The organism is Ignavigranum ruoffiae, from assembly GCF_900110675.1.
Lineage (GTDB): Bacteria > Bacillota > Bacilli > Lactobacillales > Aerococcaceae > Ignavigranum > Ignavigranum ruoffiae.
In genome coordinates this window covers 27,414-46,731 of record NZ_FOEN01000005.1, presented here as the reverse complement: position 1 = coordinate 46,731, position 19,318 = coordinate 27,414, and the positions used below count along the sequence as shown (strand labels likewise).

The following is a 19,318-nucleotide window of genomic DNA, read 5'->3' as shown; positions in this document are numbered from 1 at the left end:
AGAGATAAGAAGGGAGGAACGAGAGAATGCCAAAAGTAACAATGTTCAAACAAGACGGAAGCCATGCTGGAGAAATCGAATTAAAAGATGCCATCTTTGGAATTGAACCAAATGAAGGAGTTATCTTTGACGCTGTTATTATGCAACGTGCTTCATTACGCCAAGGAACTCACGCGGTTAAGAATCGTAGCGCCGTTAGTGGCGGTGGACGTAAACCTTGGAGACAAAAAGGTACCGGACGTGCTCGTCAAGGATCTACCCGTTCACCACAATGGGTTGGTGGAGGAACCGTCTTTGGACCAACACCTCGTTCATATAGCTATAAATTACCTAAAAAAGTACGTCGTTTAGCCTTACAATCTGTTTTATCACAAAAAGTTGCTGAAGAAAGCTTCGTCGTGATTGAAGATTTAGCTTTCGATGGACCAAAGACCAAAGAATTCAAAGAAGTATTGAACAAACTAAACCTAGACCAAAAAGTATTGCTAGTTTTAGAAGCAGAGAACGACAACACTTATTTATCAGCTCGTAACTTACCAAATGTAAAAGTAATCGATGATAATAATTTGAATGTTCTAGACTTAGTCAATTATGATAAAGTCTTAATTACTAAACAAGCATTATCAACAGTAGAGGAGGCTTTAGCATAATGGAATTTTCTGAAGTAATCCTACGTCCGGTTATTACCGAACAATCGATGAATGCCATTGACGAAAAGAAATACACTTTCGAAGTTGATCGTCGGGCCAACAAGAACTTAATCAAACAAGCGGTTGAAGCTATGTTTGAAGGAGTTAAAGTAGCTAAAGTAAACACAATTAATGTTGATGGAAAAGCAAAACGTATGGGTCGCTACCAAGGCTTCACCCGTAAATATAAGAAAGCCATCGTAACATTAACTCCAGAATCAGCTGATATTCAATTGTTCGAGTCAGATGACGAAGAATAATCAAGACTAAATCAAATAATATAGGAGGGAAAACCAGTGGCGATTAAACATTATAAAGCGACAACAAATGGTCGTCGTAATATGACAGGGTATGACTTCTCTGTGTTAACGACAGATAAACCAGAAAAAACACTTTTATCATCGCAAAAACAAAAAGCCGGTCGTAACAGCCAAGGTAAGATCACTGTCCGCCATAAAGGTGGGGGTCATAAACGGGCATACCGGATTATCGACTTCAAACGAAATAAAGATGGAGTGGTTGGAACGATTAAGACGATTGAATATGATCCAAATCGTTCAGCTAACATTGCCCTAGTTCATTACGAAGATGGGGTAAAAACTTACATCATTGCACCAAAAGGAATTAAAGTAGGTCAAAAGATTGAATCAGGACCTCAAGCAGACATCCAAGTAGGAAATGCCCTACCATTAGCTAATATTCCAGTAGGTACCTTCGTTCATAATATTGAATTGAAACCTGGTAAAGGAGCTCAATTAGTGCGTTCAGCCGGAGCGAGTGCCCAAGTGCTTGGTCAAGAAGGTAAATATGTATTAGTTAAATTAGCTTCAGGTGAAGTTCGAATGATTCTAGCGACTTGCCGAGCAACTGTTGGTGTTGTTGGCAACGAGCAACATGAACTGATTAATAAAGGTAAAGCAGGACGATCTCGTTGGCTGTCTATACGTCCAACCGTTCGTGGTTCTGTAATGAACCCTAATGATCACCCACACGGTGGTGGGGAAGGTCGCGCACCAATCGGGCATCCAAGCCCAATGAGTCCTTGGGGTAAACCTACATTAGGTCTTAAAACTCGTAAAACTCGTAAAAAATCAAGTAATTTAATCATCCGTGAACGTAAAAGATAGTAAAAGTCACAGATAATATATGAAGGGAGGCTACACCGTGAGTCGTAGTTTGAAAAAAGGACCTTTTATTGATGAACACTTAATGAAAAAGGTAGAAGCACAAGCAGAAAACAGTAAAAAACAAGTTATTAAAACTTGGTCACGCCGTTCAACCATTTTCCCTAATTTTATCGGATTAACCATTGCCGTATATGATGGTCGTAAACATGTGCCTGTATATATCCAAGAAGATATGGTCGGTCATAAATTAGGTGAATTTGTACCAACAAGAACTTACCGTGGTCATAGTAAAGATGACAAACAAACTAAGAAACGTTAAAAGAGGAGGGAATTAGATGACAGAACAAGTTACATCTGCAAAAGCAACGGCTAAGACAGTTCGCATTGCCCCTCGTAAAGCACGTTTAGTAATTGACCTTATCCGAGGAAAACAAGTTGGGGAAGCTATTTCAATCTTGAAATTCACTCCAAACAGTGCCGCTGAAGTCGTTGAGAAAGTATTAATGTCAGCTATCGCTAACGCCGAACATAATTATGATTTGGATCTAGCTAGCTTATATGTTAGTGAAGCATTCGTTGACGAAGGACCAACTATGAAACGGTTCCGTCCACGTGCCCGTGGTTCAGCTTCACCAATTAACAAGAGAACCAGCCACATCACCATTGTGGTATCAGAGAAAGAGGAGGCATAATTAATGGGTCAAAAAGTACATCCAATAGGTATGCGTGTTGGCGTTATCCGTGACTGGGATGCTAAATGGTATGCAGACAAGAAGTACGCCGAATACCTACACGAAGATATTAAAATTCGTGAGTTTATTTACAAAAAACTTTCAGAAGCCTCTGTTTCTACAATTCAAATTGAACGGGCTTCAAACCGAGTGGTCGTTTCTATTTCAACTGCAAAGCCGGGAATGGTTATCGGTAAAGGTGGAACAGAAGTTGATACTCTAAAGAATGAATTAGCGAAGCTAACTGGTAAGAAAGTTCATATTAATATTGTAGAAGTTAAAGAAGCAAGTCTTGATGCTAAATTAGTCGCAGAAGACATTGCTCGTCAATTAGAAAACCGGGTTGCATTCCGTCGTGCTCAAAAACAAGCCATCCAACGTGTAATGCGGGCAGGAGCCAAAGGAATCAAGACCCAAGTGTCTGGACGTTTGAATGGTGCCGATATGGCCCGTACCGAACACTATAGTGAAGGTACCGTTCCATTGCATACCTTGCGTAACGATATCGACTACGCTTGGGAAGAAGCTGACACACAATACGGTAAATTAGGAGTTAAAGTTTGGATTAGCCGTGGCGAAATCTTGCCGGGCATGGTGCAAGAACCAGCTACGAAAGGAGGGAAATAAAGATGTTAGTACCTAAACGTGTAAAACACCGTCGTGAATTCCGCGGAAGTATGCGTGGTGAAGCTAAAGGTGGTAAAGAGGTTACTTTCGGATCTTACGGTCTTCGGGCAATTGAATCTCATTGGATTACCAACCGTCAAATCGAAGCTGCTCGTATTGCAATGACACGCTTTATGAAACGTGGTGGGAAAGTTTGGATTAACATTTTCCCTCATAAATCATATACCAGTAAAGCTATTGGGGTTCGTATGGGTAAAGGGAAAGGTACTCCAGAAGGATGGGTAGCACCAGTTAAACGGGGTAAGATTCTATTTGAAATCGATGGAGTCTCTGAAGAAGTTGCTCGCGAAGCTTTCCGTTTGGCCTCACACAAGTTACCAATCAAGACTAAATTTGTAAAACGTGAAGAATATGGTGGTGAATCGAATGAAAATTAAAGAAATTAGAGAATTATCCACTGCACAAATGGTTGAGAAAGAAAAAGAATTCAAAAAAGAACTTTTCAATCTTCGATTCCAATTGGCAACTGGACAATTAGAAGACACTGCCCGTTTACGTAAAGTACGTAAAACGATTGCTCGGATCAAGACAGTCTTGCGTGAGCAAGAATTGTCTGAACAATAGAGTGAAGGAGGCATAACATGACAGCAGAACGAAATGAACGTAAAGTATACCGTGGTCGGGTAATTTCTGCCAAGAACGATAAGACAATTACTGTAATTGTTGAAACGCGTAAAACACACCCTAAATACGGTAAACGTGTAAAATACTCTAAAAAATATGTAGCACATGATGAACAAAACCGTGCTAAAGAAGGCGACATCGTTACTATTATGGAAACTCGTCCATTGTCTAAAACGAAACGCTTCCGCTTATTAGATGTTGTTGAAGAAGCAGTAATTATCTAATAGACCATAAGTGTCGGAAGGAGGATATAAATGATTCAAGTAGAAACTCGATTGAAAGTAGCCGATAACTCCGGTGCACGTGAAGTCTTGACAGTCAAAGTTTTAGGCGGATCTGGACGTAAGGTTGCCAATATTGGTGACGTCATTGTAGCAACGGTTAAAAACGCAACACCAGGTGGGGTTGTTAAAAAAGGCGACGTTGTTAAAGCCGTTATCGTCCGTACTAAATCAGGAACCCGTCGTAAAGATGGAACCTACATTAAATTTGACGAAAATGCCTGTGTAATTATTCGTGACGATAAGAGCCCACGTGGTACCCGTATCTTTGGTCCCGTTGCACGTGAACTACGTGAAAACAACTTTATGAAGATAGTTTCTTTAGCTCCAGAAGTTTTATAATCTCATAACGAAGGAGGAAACTGGACATGCGTATTAAAACAGGCGATAAAGTCAGAATTATTGCTGGTAAAGATAAAGGCAAAGAAGGAACCGTTCTTAAAACGATGCCTAAGGCTGACAAAGTAGTCGTTGAAGGCCTTAATATCGCTAAGAAACACCAAAAAGCAAGCCAAATGTCAACCGGCGGAATGAACGAATTTCCAGCCCCAATTCACGTATCTAACGTACAACTTGTTGATCCATCAACTGGAGAAACTAGCCGTGTAGGTTATCGTGAAGAAGATGGCAAGAAAGTTCGCTTTGCCAAGAAATCAAACACTACACTTAACTAATTCTTTGAGGAAGGAGGATAAGTATTCATGGAAAACCGTTTAAAAATTAAATTTAGAGATGAAGTTACCCCAAAATTAATGGAACAATTCAGTTATACTTCTGTAATGCAAGTTCCTAAAGTTGAAAAGATTGTCATCAATATGGGTGTGGGCGACGCTGTATCTAACGCCAAAAACTTAGACAAAGCTGTTGACGAATTAACCCTATTAGCTGGACAAAAACCAGTAATTACTAAAGCAAAGAAATCTATTGCTGGTTTCCGTTTACGTGAAGGAATGCCTATTGGGGCTAAAGTTACCCTACGTGATCAAAAAATGTACGACTTTTTAGACAAATTAATTACTGTATCATTACCACGTGTTCGTGACTTCCAAGGGATTTCTAATAAGGCCTTTGACGGTCGTGGAAACTATACCTTAGGGATTAAAGAACAATTGATATTCCCTGAAATTTCTTATGATAATGTCGATAAGGTAAGAGGGATGGATATTGTTATCGTAACTTCTGCTCAAACTGACGAAGAATCCTATGCCTTACTTAAAGAGTTAGGTATGCCATTTAGAAAATAATAAAGGAGGCGAAAATATTGGCTAAATCATCAATGGTTAATAAACAACAACGTAAACATAAATATGCAGTTCAAGATTACACACGCTGTGAACGTTGCGGACGTCCGCATTCAGTATTTCGCAAATTTAAACTTTGCCGTATTTGCTTCCGTGAACTTGCTTATAAAGGACAAATTCCTGGAGTCAAGAAAGCAAGTTGGTAATATCCATTATTCTTAAAAACGAGGAGGTAAACTTTTATGGTTATGACAGATCCAATTGCAGATTTTTTAACACGAATTCGTAATGCCCTAGCACAAAATCATGCGACAGTATCTGCTCCATCTTCAAACATGAAAGTAGCCATGGCTGAAATTCTTAAAAATGAAGGATTCATCAAAGGTTACGAAGTTGAAGAAGATAACAAGCAAAACATGCTCACATTACAATTAAAATATGGTCGCAATAATGAAAAAGTCATTTCTGGCTTGAAACGTATATCTAAACCAGGTTTACGTGTTTATGCGAAATCAAATGAAGTTCCTAAAGTCTTGAACGGCTTAGGCATTGCCATCGTATCAACATCAAACGGTTTGATTACTGATAAACAAGCACGTCAACAAGGCGTGGGTGGCGAAATACTCGCTTACATTTGGTAATTTAAGCAAATAAGAGATATAATATAAGGAGGTGCGGTCCTGTGAGTCGTATTGGAAATAAAACCATCGAAATCCCTTCAGGAGTGACCGTGGAACTAGACGGGCAAACAGTTACTGTTAAAGGTCCTAAAGGTGAATTATCACGTGAACTTAATTCAAACATTACCGTGAAGATTGAAGATAATTCCATTAACTTTACCCGTCCTAACGATCAAAAAGAAATGCGCTCAATCCATGGCACAACTCGTTCATTAGTAGCGAACATGATTGAAGGCGTATCTACAGGATTCAAGAAAGAGTTAGAATTAGTCGGTGTTGGATACCGGGCCCAAAAACAAGGCAGCAAATTAGTCTTGAACGTAGGTCTTTCTCATCCGGTTGAGTTCGAACCTGGTGAAGGTATCAGTATTGAAGTTCCTTCAAATACTCAAATCGTCGTTGAAGGAACCAGCAAAGAAAAAGTTGGCGAACTAGCTGCCAATATCCGTGCTGTTCGTCCACCAGAACCTTATAAAGGTAAAGGAATTAAGTACGTTGGCGAATATGTTCGTCGTAAAGAAGGTAAGACTGGTAAATAATCGCCAGCCCATCATCATATATAAATTTAAAATAAAGAGGTGACAATTGTGATATCAAAACCAGATAAGAATAAATTACGTAAAAAACGCCATATGCGCGTTAGAAATAAACTCTCTGGTACTGCTGAGTGCCCACGCTTAAATGTATTCCGTTCGAATACAAACATCTACGCTCAATTAATTGATGACGTAGCGGGTGTGACGCTAGTTAGTGCCTCTAGTAATGATCAAACAATTGCAGAAGGCTCAAAAACAGAACAAGCCCAAGCAGTTGGTAAATTAGTTGCTGAACGTGCCATCGAGAAAGGTCACAAAAAAGTTGTCTTTGACCGTGGTGGTTACATTTATCACGGACGCGTGAAAGCTTTAGCTGAAGCTGCTCGTGAAGCCGGACTAGAATTTTAAGAGAAGGAGGACACCCAAGAATGGAATTTATTAATCCAGAAACACTTGGTGAAATTACTGACCGTGTGGTTGCAATTAACCGAGTGACTAAAGTTGTAAAAGGTGGACGCCGTCTACGTTTCTCAGCCCTTGTCGTTGTTGGTGACCAAAATGGTCATGTTGGTTTCGGTACTGGGAAAGCTGCGGAAGTTCCAGAAGCTATCCGTAAAGCCATTGAGAACGGTAAGAAGAACATGATCTCAGTTCCAATGACTGGAACAACGATTCCTCACGAAACCATCGGTGAATTCTGTGGTGGTCGTGTATTATTAAAACCAGCGATCGCCGGTTCTGGAATTGCTGCTGGTGGCCCTGTTCGTGCCGTTGTCGAATTAGCCGGTATTGGTGATGTAACTAGTAAATCACTAGGATCTAACACACCAATCAATATGATTCGTGCAACTGTTGAAGGCCTTAAACAATTAAAGGTAGCTGAAGAAGTTGCAGATTTACGTGGTAAATCTGTTGAAGAATTGCTAGGTTAGGAGGAAAGATATGGCGAACTTAGAAATTAAATTAATGAAAAGTTTAATCGGTCGTAAACAAAACCATATCAATACTGCTAAAGCTTTGGGGCTAACCAAGACTTATAAAGTAGTGACTAAGCCTGATAACGAAGCAATTCGTGGCATGATTAAATCTATTGAACATCTAGTTGAATTTAAAGAAGTATAATTTATTACTAAATAAGGAGGTGCCGAAGCTATGAAACTTCATACTTTACAAGCAAATGAAGGCTCTCGTCAAGACCGTAACCGCGTTGGACGTGGACAAGGTTCTGGAAATGGTAAGACTGCAGGACGTGGACAAAAAGGGTTAAAACAACGTTCTGGTGGGAAAGTTAAACTAGGTTTTGAAGGTGGACAAACCCCATTATCTCGTCGACTTCCTAAACGTGGTTTCACCAACATGAACCGTAAAGAATATGCAACCGTAAATCTAGAATCATTGAATCGATTTGAAGATGGTACAACAGTAACTCCAACTTTACTTAAAGAAGTAGGTCTTATCAAACAAGAATTAAGTGGAGTGAAGATTTTAGGTAATGGCAAGTTAGATCGTAAGTTAACGATTCAAGCTCACAAATTCTCTAAAACTGCTGAAGAAGCCATCGCTACAGCAGGTGGATCAATCGAGGTGATTTAATGTTTACCTTTATAAAAAATGCATTTACAACTCGTGATATTCGACGGCGTATCTTATTTACATTGTTTATTTTTGCCGTATTTCGTTTGGGTGTACATATTCCGGTTCCAGGCGTAAATGCTGAAGCATTGAAGACAATTGCCGATAGTGGTATTTTAGGGTTATTGAATACATTTGGTGGGGGAGCATTAAAACGCTTTTCATTATTTGCTATGGGGGTTTCTCCATACATTACTGCTTCAATTATTATGCAGCTCTTACAGATGGACTTGGTGCCGAAATTTACTGAATGGTCTAAACAAGGTGAGGTCGGCAGACGGAAGTTGAACCAAGCCTCAACTTATCTGGCCATTATTATGGGTTTCTTCCAATCACTTGGTTTGGCGTATGGTTTCAACCAATTATCTGGTTTAGGTTTAATCGCTAACCCTACAGCAACAACTTTCGTAACTATCGCCTTGGTATTAACGGCAGGAACCATGTTGTTAGTTTGGATGGGTGAACAGATTACTCGCAACGGTATAGGAAACGGTGTGTCAATGATTATCTTTGCCGGGATTGTTTCTGAAGTGCCGAAAGATATCTATCAATATGTTCAAACCAGCCTAGTAGGCGCCGGTGATAAATTCACCCAAAACTTACTTATTTTATTAGGTATCCTATTAATTTTAGTGTTAGCTATTATTATGGTAGTCTTGGTTGAGCGCGCCCAAAGACGGATTCCAATCCATCATTCTAAACGGGCATCAGGGGCTAAATATATGGCTCATTTACCGTTGAAAATTAATTCTGCTGGAGTTATTCCAGTCATCTTTGCTTCATCATTCATTACGACCCCTCAACAAATTTTCTCATTTATGGATATGTCTAATAAACACTGGATCATCCGTGAGATTGTTAAAGTCTTTGATTTAAGACATCCTTATGGGGCCATATTCTATACACTCTTGTTAATCGCATTTACTTACTTCTATGCTTTAATCCAAGTCAATCCAGAGAAAGTCGCCGAGAATTTACAGAAGCAATCTGGTTATATTCCAAGTGTGCGGCCGGGAAATGATACGGAAAGCTATTTAACCACCATCTTGAACCGCTTAAGTGGTGTCGGAGCGATCTATCTAGTTATTATTGCTGTGGCTCCGATTGTCGTTGGGTTCTTTATTGATGTGCCGATGACCTTGTCTTTATCAGGGACGAGTTTATTAATTGTCGTTGGGGTAGCTATTGAAACTGCTAAGCAAGTGGAAGGACGCATGGTCAAACGTCGTTACAAGGGATTCTTAAATTTACAGAATTAATAAACAGAGGGAGTAGACAAGATGAATATTATTTTAATGGGCTTACCAGGTGCTGGTAAAGGAACCCAAAGTGAGCATATTTCCAAGGATTATCCAATGGTTCATATTGCTACTGGAGATATTTTTCGTAGTGCAATTAAGAACGAAACTCCTCTAGGTTTAGAAGCAAAGAAATATACTGATAATGGTAATTTAGTGCCGGATGAAATTACCAATAAACTGGTGAAAGAACGTCTATCACAAGCCGATGTTCAAGAGCAAGGCTTTATGTTAGATGGTTATCCACGGACAATTGATCAAGCTCAAGCCTTGGATCAAAATCTACAAGACTTAGGCCAAAAGATTGACCATGTGATTTACATTGATGTCGATCCAGAAGTACTCAAAGAACGTTTAAGTGGACGTATCGTCTGTGCAAATTGTGGAGCGACTTATCACAAGATCTTCAACCCACCTAAGGTTGATGGGGTGTGTGATGTGTGCGGTTCAACTGAGTTTGTCCAAAGAGAAGACGATAAACCAGAAAAGGTCGGCCACCGTATTCAATTACAATATGATACGACCCGTCCAATTTTAGAGCATTATGATCAGCTCGGCTTATTAACGCGTATCAATGGGGAACAACCAATTGAGAATGTTTATCGCGAAGTACGGAATATCTTAGGAGAATAAGATGTTCTTGTACAAGAATAATCATAAATTATCTTGCTGGTAAAGGAGGAATATCAATGGCGAAAGATGATGTAATCGAAGTTGAAGGAATTGTTGTTGAAACATTACCCAATACAATGTTCAAAGTTGAATTAGAGAATGGTCATGAGATTTTAGCCCATGTATCAGGTAAAATCCGTATGAACTACATCCGCATTTTACCAGGAGATAAAGTCACAGTTGAAATGTCTCCTTATGATTTAACAAAGGGTCGAATTACGTACCGTTTTAAATAAGGTTATTATTTTAAGGAGGGAACACGATGAAAGTTAGAGCATCAGTTAAACCAATTTGTGAAAAGTGCAAAATTATCAAACGTAACGGAAAAGTGATGGTAATTTGTGACAATCCAAAACATAAACAACGTCAAGGTTAAAGGAGGGAAATAAATGGCTCGTATAGCTGGAGTAGATATCCCACGTGAAAAACGTATCGTTATTGCATTAACATACATTTACGGAATTGGAAAGAGTACAGCTGAAGACATCTTAGTTCAAGCCAATGTCTCTGAAGATACTCGAGTAAAAGACTTAACTAACGATGAATTAGACCGTATTCGTGAAATCGTCGATAGTATTAAAGTTGAAGGTGACCTACGTCGGGAAGTAAGCTTGAACATCAAACGTTTACAAGAAACCGGTTCATACCGTGGTATGCGCCACCGTCGTAACTTACCAGTACGTGGACAAAATACAAAGAACAATGCCCGCACTCGTAAGGGTCCTAAGAAAGCAATTACTAAATAGAATCTGAATAAAGGAGGTTAAATCAATGGCAAAACAACAATCTCGTCGTCGTCGTATCAAGAAAAATGTTGAAAAAGGGATTGCTCATATTCGTTCAACCTTTAACAACACTCTTGTGATGATTACCGATGAAAAAGGAAATGCAATTTCTTGGTCTTCAGCCGGATCATTAGGATTCCGCGGATCTAAGAAATCAACCCCATTCGCCGCACAGATGGCTTCAGAAGTAGCCGCTAAAGGCGCAATTGAACATGGAATGAAATCCGTTGAGGTCGCAGTCAAAGGTCCAGGTTCTGGTCGTGAATCTGCCATTCGTTCATTACAAGCGACTGGATTAGATGTAACTGCAATCCGTGATGTGACTCCAATTCCTCATAATGGAGCTCGTCCACCAAAACGCCGTCGTGTATAAGCAATGCTGAGTTTAAACTTCCTAATGCCAATAGGAAAACAGTAATTAAATTGAGCATTACGTTTTGAAAGGGGAAAAATAATCAATGATTGAAATTGAAAAGCCAGAGATTACTACAATTGAAGTCAGTGACGATGACAAATTTGGAAAAATCGTGATTGAACCACTAGAACGTGGTTATGGAACAACCCTTGGAAACTCATTACGACGTATTTTATTATCTTCATTACCTGGTTCAGCCATTACAAGTATCCAAATCGACAGTGTACTTCATGAATTTCAAACCATTGATGGAGTAACTGAAGATGTAGGTGCAATTATTCTGAACCTAAAACAACTTGCTCTAAAATTACATACTGAAGAAGATAAAGTGATTGAATTAAATGTTACTGGTCCTAAAGTGGTAACGGCAGCAGATATTATTCATGACAATGAAGTTCAAATTCTCAACCCGGATTTATATATTTGTACCTTGGCTGAGGATGCCGAGTTAAAGATGCAAATGAATGTATCCAATGGTCGAGGCTATGTTCGTAGCGAACATAATAAACGAGAAGATATGCCAATTGGTGTATTAGCCATTGACTCAATCTATACGCCCATTATGAAGGTTAATTATACGGTTGAGAACACGCGTATTGGTCAAAAGAACCTCTATGATAAATTAACGATGGATATTTGGACTGATGGATCGATTTCTCCTGAATCTTCTTTAAGTTTAGCCGCCAAAATTCTTATCGAGCACTTAAATGTCTTTATGAATCTAAATGAAGAAGCGCGCGATGTGGAAATTATGGTTGAAAAAGAAGAAACAGAAAAAGAAAAAGTCCTAGTCATGACCATCGAAGAACTTGATCTTTCTGTACGTTCTTATAACTGCTTGAAACGTGCAGGCATCAATACTATTCAAGAACTCACCAATAAATCCGAATCAGAAATGATGAAGGTTCGTAATTTAGGTCGCAAATCACTTGCCGAAGTTAAAGGGAAATTATCTGACTTAGGCTTAGGATTACGTGATGAAGACTAGAATACAATCGATAATAGGTAAAGGAGGAAGACGATAATGACATACCGTAAATTAGGGCGTACAAGCTCTCAACGTAAAGCAATGTTACGTGATTTAACCACTGATGTCATCATCAACGGGCGCATTGAAACTACCGTTTCACGGGCCAAAGAAGTACGTAAATTTGTTGAACGTATGATTACACTAGGTAAAAAAGGCGATTTAGCTTCACGTCGTCGGGCTGCATCATTCTTACGCAATGAAATTGCTGATGCCCATATTGACGAAGAAAACGATGAAGTCGTCATTGAAACAGTATTAAACCGTTTATTCGACGATTATGCTAACCGTTATGCTGACCGCAATGGTGGTTATACCCGGATCATTAAAAAAGGACCACGTCGCGGCGATGCAGCTGAAATGGTTATTATTGAGTTAGTTTAATCATTATTGACATATTCTTACTCACTTTATGATGGAGAGTGTTACGATTTGAAGTATTTCGAGTCTAGCTCTATGCACATGAATTAATCGCAAAGATTATGCTTGAAGCCTCTGGCTTCAAGCATGTGCAAACATCGATAAAGTGCTTTTTTGTATATAAGTTTATTAATGAATGTAGCTTATGGTATGATTACCATGATTAAAGTCAACAGATGATTGATAAACTTATGTATAAAAGATTTGCAAGTTAGGAGACAACAATGACAGAAAATGTGATCGAACTAAAGGATGTATCCTTTAGCTATCCCGAAGCGGAGGTAGATGCTTTAGACCATGTCAATCTGAGTGTCCGTCAAGGCGAATGGCTAGCGATGATTGGCCCAAACGGCTCAGGGAAGTCGACCTGTGCGAAAGTCATTAATGGCTTGTTGGTCCCTTATCAAGGATTGGTATCAGTCATGGGCTTAGTCCTCAGTGAAGAAACCATTTGGCAGGCACGTCGGCATGTCGGCATGGTCTTTCAAAATCCAGACAATCAATTTGTCGGTGCGACAGTCGAAGATGATGTCGCTTTTGGTCTAGAGAATATCGGAATCCCCCGGGAAGAAATGCTCCGACGAATTCCGGAAGCGCTAGCTAAGGTAAATATGTCGGCTTTTGCTAAGCATGAACCTGCTCGTTTGTCAGGAGGTCAAAAGCAACGGGTCGCTCTGGCTTCCGTGATGGCTACCCGACCAAGCATTGTGATTCTCGATGAAGCAACCGCGATGTTGGATCCTCAAGGTCGTCGAGAAATGATGGAAGCCATGGCTGAATTAAAGAAAGAGTTTGGCTTAACAGTTATTTCTATTACCCATGATATTAACGAGGCCAGCCGGGCTGATCGAATTATCGTTATGCATCAAGGAAAGCCAATTCAACAAGGTAACCCAGAAGAAATCTTTGCGCTTGGTGAGCAATTAATCTCTTTGGGTTTGGATATCCCTTTTGCTCAGAAATTAAGATCGGCGCTTGAAGCCCGTGGGGTAAGTTTACCCGCCCAATATATGAATGAGGAGGCACTGTTAGAATGGCTGACTACATCGTATTTGACCAAGTAGATTTCTATTACAATTATGGTACGCCCTTTGAAAAACAGGCCCTGAGTCAAATTAATTTGAAGATTCCCAAACATCAAGTAACTGCGATTATTGGTCATACCGGATCTGGGAAATCAACTTTGATTCAACATCTTAATGTTCTGGTCCGCCCTTCAAAAGGTACCGTAACCATTGATGGAGAACGGGTTACTCAAGATTCTAAGAATAAAAGTCTCAAACCCCTGCGTAAGAAAGTCGGTGTGGTCTTTCAATTTCCTGAAGCACAACTCTTCGAAGAAACCGTCCTAAAAGATGTCATGTTTGGTCCGTTGAATTTCGGAGCTAGTGAAGAAGAAGCGCGGGCTGTAGCCATTGAAAAACTAAAACTCGTAGGCGTGCCTGAAAGTCTTTATGAACGCTCGCCTTTTGATTTATCCGGTGGTCAGATGCGACGGGTTGCCATTGCTGGGGTCTTGGCGTTGAACCCTGAAGTATTGGTCTTAGATGAACCGACGGCAGGCCTGGATCCATTAGGTCATCAACAAACGATGGAAATTTTTATGAAGTTGCATCAAGAGATGGGAATTAGTCTAGTGATGGTGACCCATCAAATGGAGGATGTGGCCAATTATGCTGACTATGTTATTGCCATGGACCATGGTCAGGTCGCTAAAGTTGGTACGGCCAAAGAGATTTTCTCGGATTATCATTGGCTCATTGACCATCAGTTAACCTTGCCTTATGCGATGGATTTTTATTTACAGATTGAACAGAGATTAGGTCTAGATCGTGACCAGTTAACAGCCGTCCTGGCTGCCGATGATCTGGCTGATCAAATTATTGCCTTGAAAGAATCTTGCCAGAAGGGAGAGGGTTCTCATGTTTGAGAAGATGCTTTTGGGAAGATACATTCAGATTGATTCTTGGATTCACCGGCTGGATCCTCGAACTAAACTCATGTCAGCCTTATATTTTATTTTATTAATCTTTCTCGCCGACCATTGGCTGGCTTATGTCTTGCTATCGTTGGTCGTGGTCACGGCCGTCCTGTTGAGTAAGATTGATTTAAAATTCTTTCTCAATGGGATTAAACCGATGATTTGGCTGATTCTCTTTACCGTTGTCTTTCAATTATTCTTTACGACTGGTGGGGAGATCTTATTCCAATGGGGTATTCTGCGCGTAACTACTCTGGGATTGATTAACTCACTCTATATGTTTATTCGCTTGGTTCTTATTATTATGATGTCAACCTTGCTAACCTTAACGACAGCCCCCCTAGAGTTAACCGATGGTATTGAGCATTTATTAAGGCCCTTATCTAAATTAGGCTTTCCTTCTCATGAAATTGCACTGATGTTATCAATCGCCCTGAGATATGTTCCGACTTTAATGGACGAAGCGCAGAAAATTATGAATGCTCAACGAGCACGTGGGGTTGAATTTGATCAAGGATCATTCTTGGACCGGGTTAAGGCGATGATTCCAATCCTAGTCCCATTATTTGTTTCTGCCTTTAATCGGGCGGAAGAAATGGCCATTGCGATGGAAGCGCGTGGCTATCAAGGTGGTGAGGGACGTACCAAATATCGTCAATTATCCTATAGCTCAGCAGATCGGCTAGTGGTTGTCGTCTTCATTTTATTAACTTTAGCCATTATCTTGCTGAATTGGTGGGTGTAGCCCATGCCACGCTACGCTCTCTTGATTGAATATGATGGAACGCCTTATGTCGGCTATCAAGTTCAAAACAATGGGCCCAGTGTCCAGTCGGCTTTAGAAGCGGCTCTTCGAATTGTCGCTTATGGCAAACAAGGGCCGCGAATCGATACAGTAGCTGCCGGTCGAACAGATTCTGGAGTCCATGCCTTAGGTCAAGTCGTTCATTTAGAATTCCCTTTTGCGATTCCACCGGCTAATTTACGGAAAGCTCTCAACGCCTTGTTAGATCCTTCGATTCGCATTCGAAAAGTTGCCACAGTAGGTAATGATTTCCATGCTCGTTATTCTGCCCAGGCCAAGGAATATTTATACCGAGTCGACTTAAGCGATTATCCTGATCCCTTCAAACGTTTCTATACTTTGAATCATCCCTATACCTGTGATCTAACTCGCTTAGAACAGGCATTGCCGGCGATTATCGGTCCGCATGATTTTACCAGCTTCTGCTCGACCAAGACCGATAAGACCGACTTGGTACGCACCATTTACCAAGCTAGGGTAGATTATCAGCCTGAATTAAATGAATTACATTTTCATTTTTATGGCAATGGTTTTCTCTATAATATGGTTCGGATTCTAGTCGGCACTCTCTTACAAATTGGCGACGGTTTGAAAGCTATCAACGAACTGGACCGGCTTTTGGTGGTCAAGGATCGCCGACAAGCTGGACCTACAGCGGCACCCCAAGGTCTATATATGGTTCGGGTCGATTATCCGACGGATCCTTTCGCTTAAATTATATTTGGCTAAAACTTAGACAAGGTCTATTAGAGTTAGCGCCTGATATGATGTAGCCCCTCAGCGAAACGAAGAAACACCTCAACGCTTGACAAAGTGCTGAGGTGTTTCTTATTGTGTTCAGTTTATTGTCAGGAAACGGTGTCTAGATTAACGACGCTTGTTCCCTTTTAACTGATTAGAAGCTAGCCATTCTTCAATTTGTTCAATCTCTTGATTGATAAATTGGAGCATGGCTTTTTTGAGTTGGTCATAGCCATCAATATCGGCAATCATCTTATCTTCCTTCATGACCCCTTTGAGGAAATTCTTCAGGAATTCGGCAGAAAGACCGAGTTTATATTGAATCACATTATGCAAATCATCGATAAAATAGTAGCGTGAGCCGATGAGAGCGGAGAAATCATCTGACTTATCCCGTTCTTTAATCAAGCATACTCGCCCTAGATAATAATCGTAGTAGGCTAAATTGCATTTGCCGTTGAAATAATAATTGAGTAGCGTCGCGCAATTTTCTTCTTCAAAGCTTCCCTTCAATTTGAAGTTCACTGTATCTTCCACAATTTGGTTGACTTCATTGTAGAGGGCAGTGGCAATATCTTCAACGGGTTGGTCACTTGAAATCAGGTTCTCTAATTTTAAAGTCCGCGTATTCCAAACGGATTCGCGCCGGCTAAAGCGGAAATAATACTGATAAGGATTATGTAAGATATAGCTACGACGTCGAATGTTATAAACAACATATTTCATTTCCGGGTCATTCTTATATTGTTCGGCTAGCATTCTGGCCCGATCGCGGCTAATTTTGTTCATATTATTGGCCATATAGTGTTCTCCTTCTTATTTTCTTATACTTAGATTATAATAAGTTTAAGTGCTTTGCAATGGTCAATCTTGATTCAAGGATGAATTTGCTTGCTTGCAGAGCTTACTTAAGGTCAAGCGAATAATGATTTAGGAGGGATAAAGATGCAGGTGCGTTCTACCCAAAAGTCAGACCAAAATCAGGTCCTGGCGGTTTATGATCGGGCTCGACAATTTCAACGAGAGTCCTTAGGACTCTATCAATGGCAAGATGGTTATCCAGATATTAAACAATTACAGGCTGATATGTCTGCCGGTGGATCCCGTGTTGTGGTAGCTGAAGAAAATGAATTTCCAGGTATCGAAGCCGGTGAAATTTTGGCCAGTTTCTTTATCCAACAAGGACCCGATCAAGTCTATTTACCTTTAAAGTCACATTGGGAAGATCCTGCTGAGATTGTGACGATTCATCGGATTGCTTCGGCGGGTCGGGTGCCTGGATTAGGGAAATTTATCTTTTCCTGGCTCAAGCAACATTACCAGAATATTATGATTGATACCCACGACCAAAATTTGGTCATGAAGAAACTCTTGGCTCAATATCATTATAAGTATTTAGGTCAGGTAAGTATTCATGATGGTACTTTCCGGAATACTTATCAATATATCCAGGATAGCAAGAAAGAAGGGAAATCATGTTAAAGGACTATGATTTTACTCAATTGCCTGATACCTATGACGAACAATCGATTAAGGAATTGGGTCAGACGTTTGATCAATTACAGCGAGAATTACAAGCGGCCGAGATTCCAGTCCTCATTCTGCTAGATGGTTGGGAATCATCTGGGAAGGGTTATGTTCTCAAGGCCCTCACTCGAGAAATGGATCCGCGTTACGTTCGTGTTGAAGTCTATGAGAAAGAAACTAAACAAGAGAAGAAGCATCCTTCAGCTTGGCGCTATTGGCAGAAAATTCCAAGTAAACAAGAGATTGCCATCTATGATCGTAGTTTCTATTATCAAGTCTTTAATCATGAAGAGCCGGGTCCAGAATCGCTCCAACAAAAAACGCAGGAACTCTTAGCCTTTGAACAAGCATTAATTGACAATGGTACCATCGTGCTGAAATTCTTCTTAAACATCAGCCATCACACTCAATTAGAACGGATTAAAACCTTAGAAGCTTCCAGTCAAGCAGACTTTCTCCTATCTAAAGAAGATTATAAGCAAGCTAAACACCATGATAAATTTCTTAAATGGTTCGATCAAGTCTTGCAAGCCACCGATTTAGACCATAGTCCTTGGCGCATTATTAATGCTGAAGATAAGAAATTAGCGGCCAAAGAAATCTTAGGACAGACCATCACCACCATTCGGCAGGAGATGAAACGGGTCCTCGAGGATCGGGAAGTAAGTCAAGCGCCAAACCGAAATTATCAAAGTCACTCCCTAGAAGTTCCTCAAGAAGACTTAGAGCGAAAATTATCCGAAGAAGAATACCAAAGGCATAAAGAAGACTTACAAAAACAAGCGGCCGAATTAGTTTACCAATGTTATTGCCACGATATTCCGATTGTTTTGGTCTTTGAAGGGGTGGATGCAGCTGGTAAGGGAGGCGCTATTAAACGGCTCACCCGTGAAATTGACCCTCGTTCATATAAGATTTATGGTATCAAAGCGCCCACGGAAGAAGAACTGGCCCATCATTACCTCTGGCGCTTTAAGACTAAGTTTCCTCAAGACGGCCTAATGAGTATCTTTGATCGATCATGGTATGGACGGGTTCTGGTAGAAAGAATCGAAGGATTTGCCAGTGAGAAGGAATGGGATCGGGCCTATCAAGAGATTAATCAGATGGAACAGATTTTAGTCGACCACGGAACCATTGTTTTGAAGTATTTTCTATATATTGATAAGGAAGAGGAGGGGAGACGATTTAAGGCTCGGCAAGACGAAGCCGCCAAGAATTATAAAATTACCGAAGAAGATTGGCGTAATCGCGAGAAGTGGGATGCGTACATGGTAGCGATGGAAGAGATGTTGACACGAACCAATCAAGACCAAGCTCCTTGGCATTTTATTGCGAGTAATGATAAATACTTTGCGCGAATTCAAGTCTTAACACAATTTGTCGATACGCTAGAACAACACTTGAAAGAAAAATAGG

General features: G+C 40.3%; 34 protein-coding genes. 33 read left to right on the top strand and 1 reads right to left on the bottom strand.

Translation table 11 applies throughout. The annotated features are described in order from the left end of the window. Nucleotides 1-26 precede the first annotated feature (26 nt). From rplD to truA, 31 genes are all read left to right on the top strand, one after another. Nucleotides 27-650, top strand: a complete 624-nt coding sequence (gene rplD / locus BMX34_RS05170; protein ID WP_092571528.1) for a 50S ribosomal protein L4 — start codon at nucleotides 27-29, stop codon at nucleotides 648-650. Next, a complete protein-coding gene (gene rplW / locus BMX34_RS05165; protein ID WP_092571526.1) occupies nucleotides 650-949 on the top strand; it encodes a 50S ribosomal protein L23 in 300 nt (99 codons plus the stop codon). The genes rplD and rplW overlap by 1 nt, the downstream gene beginning before the upstream one ends. 36 nt (nucleotides 950-985) lie before the next feature. Beyond that, nucleotides 986-1,816 (top strand): 50S ribosomal protein L2, encoded by an 831-nt coding sequence (gene rplB / locus BMX34_RS05160; RefSeq protein WP_092571524.1) that lies wholly within the window; start codon nucleotides 986-988, stop codon nucleotides 1,814-1,816. A gap of 37 nt (nucleotides 1,817-1,853) precedes the next feature. Continuing rightward, entirely contained in the window at nucleotides 1,854-2,135 is a 282-nt protein-coding gene (gene rpsS, locus BMX34_RS05155; protein WP_092571522.1) for a 30S ribosomal protein S19, read from the top strand. 16 nt (nucleotides 2,136-2,151) lie between these two features. Further along, nucleotides 2,152-2,508 carry a 50S ribosomal protein L22 gene (rplV, locus tag BMX34_RS05150; RefSeq protein ID WP_092571520.1) on the top strand — a complete coding sequence of 119 codons (357 nt, stop codon included), beginning with the start codon at nucleotides 2,152-2,154 and terminating at the stop codon, nucleotides 2,506-2,508. Between the two features lie 3 nt (nucleotides 2,509-2,511). Then, a complete protein-coding gene (gene rpsC, locus BMX34_RS05145; RefSeq protein WP_092571518.1) occupies nucleotides 2,512-3,174 on the top strand; it encodes a 30S ribosomal protein S3 in 663 nt (220 codons plus the stop codon). A gap of 2 nt (nucleotides 3,175-3,176) precedes the next feature. Further along, the gene (rplP, locus tag BMX34_RS05140; protein WP_092571516.1) at nucleotides 3,177-3,611 is read left to right on the top strand and encodes a 50S ribosomal protein L16; all 435 of its coding nucleotides are present in this window, start codon (nucleotides 3,177-3,179) and stop codon (nucleotides 3,609-3,611) included. Next, the gene (gene rpmC / locus BMX34_RS05135; protein WP_092571513.1) at nucleotides 3,601-3,798 is read left to right on the top strand and encodes a 50S ribosomal protein L29; all 198 of its coding nucleotides are present in this window, start codon (nucleotides 3,601-3,603) and stop codon (nucleotides 3,796-3,798) included. The genes rplP and rpmC overlap by 11 nt, the downstream gene beginning before the upstream one ends. A gap of 17 nt (nucleotides 3,799-3,815) precedes the next feature. Beyond that, nucleotides 3,816-4,082, top strand: coding sequence for a 30S ribosomal protein S17 (gene rpsQ, locus BMX34_RS05130; protein ID WP_092571511.1), 267 nt, complete (start codon nucleotides 3,816-3,818; stop codon nucleotides 4,080-4,082). Nucleotides 4,083-4,112: 30 nt separating this feature from the next. Next, nucleotides 4,113-4,481 (top strand): 50S ribosomal protein L14, encoded by a 369-nt coding sequence (gene rplN / locus BMX34_RS05125; protein ID WP_092571509.1) that lies wholly within the window; start codon nucleotides 4,113-4,115, stop codon nucleotides 4,479-4,481. 26 nt (nucleotides 4,482-4,507) lie between these two features. Next, nucleotides 4,508-4,813, top strand: a complete 306-nt coding sequence (rplX, locus tag BMX34_RS05120; RefSeq protein WP_092571507.1) for a 50S ribosomal protein L24 — start codon at nucleotides 4,508-4,510, stop codon at nucleotides 4,811-4,813. Nucleotides 4,814-4,840: 27 nt separating this feature from the next. Then, nucleotides 4,841-5,383: a 50S ribosomal protein L5 gene (rplE, locus tag BMX34_RS05115; RefSeq protein ID WP_092571505.1), complete on the top strand. Its 543-nt coding sequence runs from the start codon at nucleotides 4,841-4,843 to the stop codon at nucleotides 5,381-5,383. A 17-nt stretch (nucleotides 5,384-5,400) separates the two neighbouring features. After that, entirely contained in the window at nucleotides 5,401-5,586 is a 186-nt protein-coding gene (locus BMX34_RS05110) for a type Z 30S ribosomal protein S14 (RefSeq protein ID WP_092571503.1), read from the top strand. A 36-nt stretch (nucleotides 5,587-5,622) separates the two neighbouring features. Beyond that, a complete protein-coding gene (rpsH, locus tag BMX34_RS05105; protein WP_092571501.1) occupies nucleotides 5,623-6,021 on the top strand; it encodes a 30S ribosomal protein S8 in 399 nt (132 codons plus the stop codon). A 41-nt stretch (nucleotides 6,022-6,062) separates the two neighbouring features. After that, nucleotides 6,063-6,599, top strand: a complete 537-nt coding sequence (rplF, locus tag BMX34_RS05100) for a 50S ribosomal protein L6 (RefSeq protein ID WP_092571499.1) — start codon at nucleotides 6,063-6,065, stop codon at nucleotides 6,597-6,599. Between the two features lie 39 nt (nucleotides 6,600-6,638). Continuing rightward, nucleotides 6,639-7,004, top strand: coding sequence for a 50S ribosomal protein L18 (rplR, locus tag BMX34_RS05095; protein ID WP_327077512.1), 366 nt, complete (start codon nucleotides 6,639-6,641; stop codon nucleotides 7,002-7,004). 20 nt (nucleotides 7,005-7,024) lie between these two features. After that, nucleotides 7,025-7,528, top strand: a complete 504-nt coding sequence (gene rpsE, locus BMX34_RS05090; RefSeq protein ID WP_092571495.1) for a 30S ribosomal protein S5 — start codon at nucleotides 7,025-7,027, stop codon at nucleotides 7,526-7,528. A 10-nt stretch (nucleotides 7,529-7,538) separates the two neighbouring features. After that, nucleotides 7,539-7,718, top strand: coding sequence for a 50S ribosomal protein L30 (gene rpmD / locus BMX34_RS05085; protein WP_092571493.1), 180 nt, complete (start codon nucleotides 7,539-7,541; stop codon nucleotides 7,716-7,718). Nucleotides 7,719-7,748: 30 nt separating this feature from the next. Next, nucleotides 7,749-8,189, top strand: coding sequence for a 50S ribosomal protein L15 (gene rplO, locus BMX34_RS05080; protein WP_092571491.1), 441 nt, complete (start codon nucleotides 7,749-7,751; stop codon nucleotides 8,187-8,189). Then, nucleotides 8,189-9,487 (top strand): preprotein translocase subunit SecY, encoded by a 1,299-nt coding sequence (secY, locus tag BMX34_RS05075; RefSeq protein ID WP_092571489.1) that lies wholly within the window; start codon nucleotides 8,189-8,191, stop codon nucleotides 9,485-9,487. Before rplO ends, secY begins: the two co-directional genes overlap by 1 nt. A gap of 21 nt (nucleotides 9,488-9,508) precedes the next feature. Then, a complete protein-coding gene (locus BMX34_RS05070) occupies nucleotides 9,509-10,159 on the top strand; it encodes an adenylate kinase (protein ID WP_092571487.1) in 651 nt (216 codons plus the stop codon). Nucleotides 10,160-10,215: 56 nt separating this feature from the next. Next, nucleotides 10,216-10,434 carry a translation initiation factor IF-1 gene (gene infA, locus BMX34_RS05065; protein WP_092571484.1) on the top strand — a complete coding sequence of 73 codons (219 nt, stop codon included), beginning with the start codon at nucleotides 10,216-10,218 and terminating at the stop codon, nucleotides 10,432-10,434. Nucleotides 10,435-10,460: 26 nt separating this feature from the next. Then, on the top strand, nucleotides 10,461-10,574 hold the full coding sequence (gene rpmJ / locus BMX34_RS05060; protein WP_092571482.1) for a 50S ribosomal protein L36: 114 nt from the start codon (nucleotides 10,461-10,463) through the stop codon (nucleotides 10,572-10,574). A 13-nt stretch (nucleotides 10,575-10,587) separates the two neighbouring features. After that, nucleotides 10,588-10,944 (top strand): 30S ribosomal protein S13, encoded by a 357-nt coding sequence (rpsM, locus tag BMX34_RS05055; RefSeq protein WP_092571480.1) that lies wholly within the window; start codon nucleotides 10,588-10,590, stop codon nucleotides 10,942-10,944. A 25-nt stretch (nucleotides 10,945-10,969) separates the two neighbouring features. Then, nucleotides 10,970-11,356, top strand: a complete 387-nt coding sequence (gene rpsK, locus BMX34_RS05050) for a 30S ribosomal protein S11 (RefSeq protein ID WP_092571478.1) — start codon at nucleotides 10,970-10,972, stop codon at nucleotides 11,354-11,356. Between the two features lie 85 nt (nucleotides 11,357-11,441). After that, nucleotides 11,442-12,386 carry a DNA-directed RNA polymerase subunit alpha gene (locus BMX34_RS05045; protein ID WP_092571475.1) on the top strand — a complete coding sequence of 315 codons (945 nt, stop codon included), beginning with the start codon at nucleotides 11,442-11,444 and terminating at the stop codon, nucleotides 12,384-12,386. A 36-nt stretch (nucleotides 12,387-12,422) separates the two neighbouring features. Beyond that, nucleotides 12,423-12,809 carry a 50S ribosomal protein L17 gene (rplQ, locus tag BMX34_RS05040; RefSeq protein ID WP_092571473.1) on the top strand — a complete coding sequence of 129 codons (387 nt, stop codon included), beginning with the start codon at nucleotides 12,423-12,425 and terminating at the stop codon, nucleotides 12,807-12,809. Nucleotides 12,810-13,069: 260 nt separating this feature from the next. After that, entirely contained in the window at nucleotides 13,070-13,909 is an 840-nt protein-coding gene (locus tag BMX34_RS05035) for an energy-coupling factor ABC transporter ATP-binding protein (RefSeq protein WP_092571471.1), read from the top strand. Further along, nucleotides 13,879-14,775 carry an energy-coupling factor transporter ATPase gene (locus BMX34_RS05030; RefSeq protein ID WP_092571469.1) on the top strand — a complete coding sequence of 299 codons (897 nt, stop codon included), beginning with the start codon at nucleotides 13,879-13,881 and terminating at the stop codon, nucleotides 14,773-14,775. Before BMX34_RS05035 ends, BMX34_RS05030 begins: the two co-directional genes overlap by 31 nt. Beyond that, complete coding sequence (locus BMX34_RS05025; RefSeq protein WP_092571467.1) at nucleotides 14,768-15,571, top strand: energy-coupling factor transporter transmembrane component T family protein; 804 nt, start codon at nucleotides 14,768-14,770, stop codon at nucleotides 15,569-15,571. Before BMX34_RS05030 ends, BMX34_RS05025 begins: the two co-directional genes overlap by 8 nt. A 3-nt stretch (nucleotides 15,572-15,574) precedes the next feature. Then, nucleotides 15,575-16,345, top strand: a complete 771-nt coding sequence (gene truA, locus BMX34_RS05020) for a tRNA pseudouridine(38-40) synthase TruA (protein WP_092571465.1) — start codon at nucleotides 15,575-15,577, stop codon at nucleotides 16,343-16,345. Nucleotides 16,346-16,498: 153 nt separating this feature from the next. Here the strand turns inward: truA and BMX34_RS05015 are convergent, their stop codons facing one another. Continuing rightward, nucleotides 16,499-17,173: a hypothetical protein gene (locus BMX34_RS05015; protein WP_092571462.1), complete on the bottom strand. Its 675-nt coding sequence runs from the start codon at nucleotides 17,171-17,173 to the stop codon at nucleotides 16,499-16,501. A gap of 144 nt (nucleotides 17,174-17,317) precedes the next feature. On the opposite strand from BMX34_RS05015, the gene BMX34_RS05010 reads away from it, so the two are divergent. After that, the gene (locus tag BMX34_RS05010; protein ID WP_092571460.1) at nucleotides 17,318-17,854 is read left to right on the top strand and encodes a hypothetical protein; all 537 of its coding nucleotides are present in this window, start codon (nucleotides 17,318-17,320) and stop codon (nucleotides 17,852-17,854) included. Beyond that, entirely contained in the window at nucleotides 17,848-19,317 is a 1,470-nt protein-coding gene (locus BMX34_RS05005; RefSeq protein WP_092571458.1) for a hypothetical protein, read from the top strand. The genes BMX34_RS05010 and BMX34_RS05005 overlap by 7 nt, the downstream gene beginning before the upstream one ends. Nucleotide 19,318: the final 1 nt, after the last annotated feature.

What these genes read in the sequence shown, in the direction of transcription:
- BMX34_RS05015 (WP_092571462.1), bottom strand. Translation starts at nt 17,173, where the DNA reads ATGGCCAATAATATGAACAAAATTAGCCGCGATCGGGCCAGAATGCTA.
- rplE (WP_092571505.1), top strand. Translation starts at nt 4,841, where the DNA reads ATGGAAAACCGTTTAAAAATTAAATTTAGAGATGAAGTTACCCCAAAA.
- rpsE (WP_092571495.1), top strand. Translation starts at nt 7,025, where the DNA reads ATGGAATTTATTAATCCAGAAACACTTGGTGAAATTACTGACCGTGTG.
- rplD (WP_092571528.1), top strand. Translation starts at nt 27, where the DNA reads ATGCCAAAAGTAACAATGTTCAAACAAGACGGAAGCCATGCTGGAGAA.
- truA (WP_092571465.1), top strand. Translation starts at nt 15,575, where the DNA reads ATGCCACGCTACGCTCTCTTGATTGAATATGATGGAACGCCTTATGTC.
- rpsC (WP_092571518.1), top strand. Translation starts at nt 2,512, where the DNA reads ATGGGTCAAAAAGTACATCCAATAGGTATGCGTGTTGGCGTTATCCGT.
- rpsM (WP_092571480.1), top strand. Translation starts at nt 10,588, where the DNA reads ATGGCTCGTATAGCTGGAGTAGATATCCCACGTGAAAAACGTATCGTT.
- BMX34_RS05005 (WP_092571458.1), top strand. Translation starts at nt 17,848, where the DNA reads ATGTTAAAGGACTATGATTTTACTCAATTGCCTGATACCTATGACGAA.
- rpmC (WP_092571513.1), top strand. Translation starts at nt 3,601, where the DNA reads ATGAAAATTAAAGAAATTAGAGAATTATCCACTGCACAAATGGTTGAG.
- rpmD (WP_092571493.1), top strand. Translation starts at nt 7,539, where the DNA reads ATGGCGAACTTAGAAATTAAATTAATGAAAAGTTTAATCGGTCGTAAA.
- BMX34_RS05045 (WP_092571475.1), top strand. Translation starts at nt 11,442, where the DNA reads ATGATTGAAATTGAAAAGCCAGAGATTACTACAATTGAAGTCAGTGAC.
- rplO (WP_092571491.1), top strand. Translation starts at nt 7,749, where the DNA reads ATGAAACTTCATACTTTACAAGCAAATGAAGGCTCTCGTCAAGACCGT.
- rpmJ (WP_092571482.1), top strand. Translation starts at nt 10,461, where the DNA reads ATGAAAGTTAGAGCATCAGTTAAACCAATTTGTGAAAAGTGCAAAATT.
- rplN (WP_092571509.1), top strand. Translation starts at nt 4,113, where the DNA reads ATGATTCAAGTAGAAACTCGATTGAAAGTAGCCGATAACTCCGGTGCA.
- rplV (WP_092571520.1), top strand. Translation starts at nt 2,152, where the DNA reads ATGACAGAACAAGTTACATCTGCAAAAGCAACGGCTAAGACAGTTCGC.
- rplP (WP_092571516.1), top strand. Translation starts at nt 3,177, where the DNA reads ATGTTAGTACCTAAACGTGTAAAACACCGTCGTGAATTCCGCGGAAGT.
- rpsH (WP_092571501.1), top strand. Translation starts at nt 5,623, where the DNA reads ATGGTTATGACAGATCCAATTGCAGATTTTTTAACACGAATTCGTAAT.
- BMX34_RS05025 (WP_092571467.1), top strand. Translation starts at nt 14,768, where the DNA reads ATGTTTGAGAAGATGCTTTTGGGAAGATACATTCAGATTGATTCTTGG.
- rplX (WP_092571507.1), top strand. Translation starts at nt 4,508, where the DNA reads ATGCGTATTAAAACAGGCGATAAAGTCAGAATTATTGCTGGTAAAGAT.
- BMX34_RS05070 (WP_092571487.1), top strand. Translation starts at nt 9,509, where the DNA reads ATGAATATTATTTTAATGGGCTTACCAGGTGCTGGTAAAGGAACCCAA.
- rplQ (WP_092571473.1), top strand. Translation starts at nt 12,423, where the DNA reads ATGACATACCGTAAATTAGGGCGTACAAGCTCTCAACGTAAAGCAATG.
- BMX34_RS05030 (WP_092571469.1), top strand. Translation starts at nt 13,879, where the DNA reads ATGGCTGACTACATCGTATTTGACCAAGTAGATTTCTATTACAATTAT.
- rpsQ (WP_092571511.1), top strand. Translation starts at nt 3,816, where the DNA reads ATGACAGCAGAACGAAATGAACGTAAAGTATACCGTGGTCGGGTAATT.
- infA (WP_092571484.1), top strand. Translation starts at nt 10,216, where the DNA reads ATGGCGAAAGATGATGTAATCGAAGTTGAAGGAATTGTTGTTGAAACA.
- BMX34_RS05035 (WP_092571471.1), top strand. Translation starts at nt 13,070, where the DNA reads ATGACAGAAAATGTGATCGAACTAAAGGATGTATCCTTTAGCTATCCC.
- rplW (WP_092571526.1), top strand. Translation starts at nt 650, where the DNA reads ATGGAATTTTCTGAAGTAATCCTACGTCCGGTTATTACCGAACAATCG.
- BMX34_RS05010 (WP_092571460.1), top strand. Translation starts at nt 17,318, where the DNA reads ATGCAGGTGCGTTCTACCCAAAAGTCAGACCAAAATCAGGTCCTGGCG.
- rpsK (WP_092571478.1), top strand. Translation starts at nt 10,970, where the DNA reads ATGGCAAAACAACAATCTCGTCGTCGTCGTATCAAGAAAAATGTTGAA.
- secY (WP_092571489.1), top strand. Translation starts at nt 8,189, where the DNA reads ATGTTTACCTTTATAAAAAATGCATTTACAACTCGTGATATTCGACGG.